Below are 4,943 nucleotides of genomic sequence, written 5' to 3'. Positions count from 1 at the left end.
GCGCACCGGGGATGAGCCTCGACCTATCGCCAGTTGAAGGATTAGCCTGAGTACATGGATCAACGCCATGTAAGGAGCAAGCATGAGCAAGCATGAGGGCATTCCCGTCCCGCCCGTGGCGATGGTCGCAGCTGGGGTGGTGCAAAGATTCATGCCCAAGGGCAAGAAATGTCGGCGGCTCCGCCGGGTGGCTTCTGTGGCCCTGATAGCCGCCTCCGGCGCGCTTTTGGTCTCCACCTTCGCTTCCTTTGCCCGGCATGGAACCACCGTGGATCCCACAGTCCCAGCCAGCGCCTCGATCCTTGTCACTGGTGGCACCAACGCGATCACACGCAACCCCATGTATGCGGCGATGGCGGGGGTGCTGCTGGCCCACGCAGTGGACAGGGGCTCTTGGCGGGCGTTGCTGCCCGTGGCCGGTTTCGTAGTGGTGGTGGACCGCCTCCAGATTGTCCGCGAAGAGCAGGCCCTGCGCAGCCTCTTCGGGGAGGCATACCTCCAATACTGCGCCCGCACGCCCCGGTGGATTGGACGGCGTACCTTGGATTTCTTCAAGGGGTACTGAATACCAAGCGGGCGCAACCCAGCGACCGTTACCTGGCAAGCTCGTCTTGCCGCAAGGCACGCAGCGCGTAGAACTCGCTGCCGTCAGGATCGCCGTCGTCGATCATCTGCTTGTCAAGCGCCACAGCCCTGTCCAGAGTGCTGCGGTACTCTTGCAAGCAGGATTGATTCCAGGGACGGGCCAACGGCACTTTCATCCCGAAGCCCATATTGACGTAAAAACCTGGAGGTGGAATGCGGCCCGGACGCATATCCAAAGTACTGGCGGCAGCCGCAGTCCTGGCACTGAGCTTGGCGGCGTGCACGGGCAGTACCCCCGATCCCATCGCACCAACACAAACTGCGACGGCGGCCGACGGCGGCAATGTCACTGTCCTGGAAAGCGCCCCGTTCAGTTCATTCAATGCCACGAGTGTCACCGGCAGCACCTTGACCAACACCCGGATCGGGGCAGCCACCCACTCGGGTTTTTATTCCGTAGACGATGAACTAAAGATCACCAGTAATGAAAAGTTCGGCAAGATTGAAAAGGTCAAGGACAACCCCCTGACCATCAAATACACCATTGCCAGTGGCGTCCAATGGTCTGACGGGGCCCCAGTGACCGCCGACGACCTCTTCTTGCAGTGGGCGGCAGCTTCGGGCTACTTTGATGACGCCACACTGGACGCGTCCTTTGCTGTCACTAAGGGCACGGCATATTTTCATGCAGCGGGGGACAACAAGGGCCTGAAGCAAACCGGCCTTCCCGTCATCGGCGACAACAGAATGTCATTGACCTTGACGTACTCCACCGCGTTTTCTGATTGGCAGACAGCGCTCGGATCCACAGTGGACGTGCCGGCGCACATCGTTGCCCTTCGTTCAGGCTTCCAAGATGCCGCCGCGCTGACAGAAATGCTGCAAGGCGTGCCCCATGGCGACCCCGCCTTCCCCATCCCGGCCAATCCCACCCTGCGCAAGGTGGCTGATTTTTGGAATACGGGCTTCGACGTCAGGGGCATGCCCGACCCCTCACTCGCATTGTCCAATGGTCCGTTCCTGGTCAAGAACATCACAGCAGGGCAGGATCTGGTCCTCACTAAGAATCCTGACTACAACTGGGGTCAGGTGCCCAAACTCGACTCGCTCACCGTGCTTTACGAGGCGGATTCGGACAAGCAAGTGGCTGCATTGAAAGCCGGGACCGCCGATGTCATCAGTCCGGAACTTACAGCAGAGCGATTTGACGCGCTGGTGGAGATGAAGTCAGAGGGTGTGCAGATCCAGCAGGGACAAGGCTTGGGCTTTGACCAAGTGGTGCTGAATTTCAAGGGCGTTCTTTCACCGCCGGATCTTCGCACCGCGTTCCTGTCCACCATTCCGCGACAGGCCATTGTTGATCAAGTCGCCAAGCCTATGGATCCGAATGCCGCAGTGTTGAATTCCTTTGTGTTCCGCCCGGCTCAAGTGCCGTACAAGGAAGCGGTGCAGAGCAACGGCACATCGGCCTTCCCGACAGGCGTACTGGAGACTGCTGCTGCTGACAAGGCCAGGAAACTGCTCGACGGCGCAAAGCCCACCGTGCGGATCTTGTACAACAAGGAGGATCCAGACCGAGTCAAGGAGTATTCGCTGATCACAGCCGCAGCGACTGAGGCTGGTTTCTCCGTCACCGACGCCGGGCGGAGCGCAAGTGAATGGATCGGTGCCCTCAAGGATGGTGCCTTTGATGTGGCCATCTACGGCTGGACCAGCAACCCCACCGGTTCTGCCCAGATCCCACAGGTCTTCCGGACCGGTGCCGTCTCCAACTTCAATAACTTTTCCAATACGGTAGTGGACCAACTCACGGAACAACTTGCCGTGAACCCCGACGAGGCCAAGCAGAATGCCCTGAAGCTGCAGATTGACCAGCTTGCCGTGGACGCTGGCTATGGACTGCCGCTCTTTCAGCGCAGCACGCTGAGTGCTTCGGGCAAACATGTCACTGGGGTTCAGCGTTCGGCGTTGAACCTTGGCCCGTGGCAAAGCGTCGCTCAATGGTCGTCCGTGAAGTAGACCTCGCAAGCTGGCCACAGCGAACAGGATGCTTGTCCCCTTCTTTGACGGCGGCGGGTGAGTTTCGTCACGCAAGCCGCCTAGCGCCGTCGTACCTTTTAGGCGAAAAACCGCCGCTGCAGAACACCCGGATGAACCGGATGTGCCTTGGGCGGCAAAAAATGTGCCCTTTATGGGATAAAGTGGGGAGGCCGTATTTGTCCAAGCGACTAGAATGGTGTTATCTGCCGATTCTTCACGGCCAAACAACAATGTGACTTTCTGCTTTGCCCTTCCGGGCCTGCAGCCGGGCCCAACTGAAACGAGTCTTCATCCATGAGCGATCTTTCTCTCAACACCGCCTCGCGCAATGACCTGCGCAACGTAGCCATCGTGGCGCACGTTGACCATGGCAAGACCACCCTGGTCGATGCCATGCTCAAGCAGACCCACTCATTTGCCGAACACGGCAACGTTGCTGAACGCGTCATGGACTCCGGGGACTTGGAGCGCGAAAAGGGCATCACCATCTTGGCCAAGAACACCACGGTGGCTTACAACGGCCCGTCAGCCGACGGCCAGATCATGACAATCAACGTCATCGACACCCCCGGCCACGCCGACTTCGGCGGCGAGGTGGAGCGCGGTCTGTCCATGGTTGACGGCGTTGTCCTGCTGGTAGACGCATCCGAGGGTCCGCTGCCGCAGACCCGTTTTGTGCTGCGCAAGGCACTTGCCGCCAAGCTCCCCGTCATCCTGCTCGTCAACAAGACCGACCGCCCCGATGCCCGTATCGACGAGGTTGTTGCCGAATCCATGGACCTGCTCTTGGGTCTGGCGTCGGACATGGCTGACGAAGTTCCGGATCTGGACCTCGACGCCGTCCTGAACGTTCCGGTTGTCTACGCATCCGGCAAGCTGGGCCGCGCCTCCCTGACGCAGCCCGAAAACGGTGCCGCACCGGACAGCGAGGACCTGGAGCCGCTATTCAAGACCATCATCGAGCACATCCCCGCTCCCAAGTACAACCCCGAGGGTGTCCTGCAGGCCCACGTCACCAACCTTGACGCATCCCCCTTCCTGGGCCGCTTGGCTTTGCTGCGTATCTTCAACGGCACCCTGCACAAGGGCCAGACAGTTGCCTGGGCCCGTGCCGATGGCACCATCAAACCGGTTAAGATCACCGAACTGCTGGCCACCCAGGCACTGACCCGTGTTCCGGCCGAATCAGCCGGCCCCGGCGAAATCGTTGCTGTTGCAGGTATCGAAGACATCACCATTGGTGAGACTCTGACCGACATCGACAACCCGCAGCCGCTGCCGCTGATCACCGTTGACCCGCCGGCCATCTCCATGACCATCGGTATCAACACGTCTCCGCTGGCTGGCCGCGTCAAGGGCGCCAAGGTCACAGCACGCCAGGTCAAGGACCGCCTCGACCGCGAGCTCGTCGGTAACGTTTCCCTGAAGGTTCTCCCGACCGAGCGTCCCGACGCTTGGGAAGTACAGGGCCGTGGCGAATTGGCTCTGTCCATCCTGGTGGAGCAGATGCGCCGCGAAGGCTTCGAGCTGACCGTTGGCAAGCCGCAGGTTGTGACCAAGCAGGTCGACGGCAAGACCCACGAGCCGATGGAACACATGACCATCGACGTACCCGAGGAATACTTGGGCGGCGTTACCCAGCTCATGGCATCCCGCAAGGGCCGCATGGTCAACATGGCCAACCACGGCACCGGCTGGTGCCGCATGGAATTCATCGTGCCAGCCCGTGGCCTGATCGGATTCCGCACCCGCTTCATGACCGACACGCGCGGTGCCGGCATTGCAGCTTCCATCGCCGAAGGCTACGAGCCCTGGGCCGGTCCCATCGAATACCGCACCAACGGTTCGATCGTGGCTGACCGCTCTGGCGTCGTCACCCCGTTCGCCATGATCAAACTCCAGGAACGCATGAACTTCTTCGTGCAGCCCACTTCCGAGGTCTACGAAGGCATGATCGTCGGCGAGAATTCCCGCTCCGATGACATGGACGTGAACATCACGAAGGAAAAGCAGCTCACCAACATGCGTGCAGCTTCCTCGGACACCTTCGAGAACATGACCCCGCCGCGCAACCTGACCCTTGAAGAGTCCTTGGAATTCGCTCGCGAAGACGAGTGCGTTGAGGTTACGCCGGAGTCGATCCGCATCCGCAAGCTGATCCTGAACGCAGGGGACCGCGCCAAGGCATTCCGCGCCCGCGCCAAGGTCTAATCAGTAACTGAATAAGGCGCTCCCATGCGCCTCTAATAGCCTGTTCCTGCACCTGCAGGGACAGGCTATTTGGTTTTGGTGGATGTTTACTGCAGCTGATGCGGGTG

The 4,943-nt window shown here is 60.2% G+C and carries 4 protein-coding genes; 3 read left to right on the top strand and 1 reads right to left on the bottom strand.

What is annotated here, in order from left to right; genetic code table 11:
- Positions 1 to 82: 82 nt before the first annotated feature.
- Complete coding sequence (locus tag Q4P21_RS15280; RefSeq protein ID WP_303389585.1) at positions 83 to 565, top strand: isoprenylcysteine carboxylmethyltransferase family protein; 483 nt, start codon at positions 83 to 85, stop codon at positions 563 to 565.
- A gap of 28 nt (positions 566 to 593) precedes the next feature.
- On the opposite strand, the gene Q4P21_RS15275 is transcribed toward Q4P21_RS15280, so the two are convergent.
- Positions 594 to 722, bottom strand: coding sequence for a hypothetical protein (locus tag Q4P21_RS15275; RefSeq protein ID WP_303389584.1), 129 nt, complete (start codon positions 720 to 722; stop codon positions 594 to 596).
- 76 nt (positions 723 to 798) lie between these two features.
- Here Q4P21_RS15275 and Q4P21_RS15270 point away from each other — a divergent pair, with 76 nt between their 5' ends.
- Both Q4P21_RS15270 and typA read left to right on the top strand, forming a co-directional pair.
- Entirely contained in the window at positions 799 to 2,604 is a 1,806-nt protein-coding gene (locus Q4P21_RS15270) for an ABC transporter substrate-binding protein (RefSeq protein ID WP_303389583.1), read from the top strand.
- A gap of 315 nt (positions 2,605 to 2,919) precedes the next feature.
- Entirely contained in the window at positions 2,920 to 4,836 is a 1,917-nt protein-coding gene (gene typA / locus Q4P21_RS15265) for a translational GTPase TypA (protein WP_303389582.1), read from the top strand.
- Positions 4,837 to 4,943 lie beyond the last annotated feature (107 nt).

The sequence above is a fragment of the Arthrobacter sp. genome (genome assembly GCF_030540645.1).
Classification (GTDB): Bacteria; Actinomycetota; Actinomycetes; order Actinomycetales; family Micrococcaceae; genus Specibacter.
The sequence above is the reverse complement of the archived record's forward strand: the minus strand, read 5'-3'. Positions and strand labels throughout refer to the sequence as shown.

Bases quoted from the DNA above. Each gene is read 5' to 3' on its own strand.
- typA (WP_303389582.1), top strand. From the start codon at position 2,920: ATGAGCGATCTTTCTCTCAACACCGCCTCGCGCAATGACCTGCGCAAC.
- Q4P21_RS15270 (WP_303389583.1), top strand. From the start codon at position 799: ATGCGGCCCGGACGCATATCCAAAGTACTGGCGGCAGCCGCAGTCCTG.
- Q4P21_RS15280 (WP_303389585.1), top strand. From the start codon at position 83: ATGAGCAAGCATGAGGGCATTCCCGTCCCGCCCGTGGCGATGGTCGCA.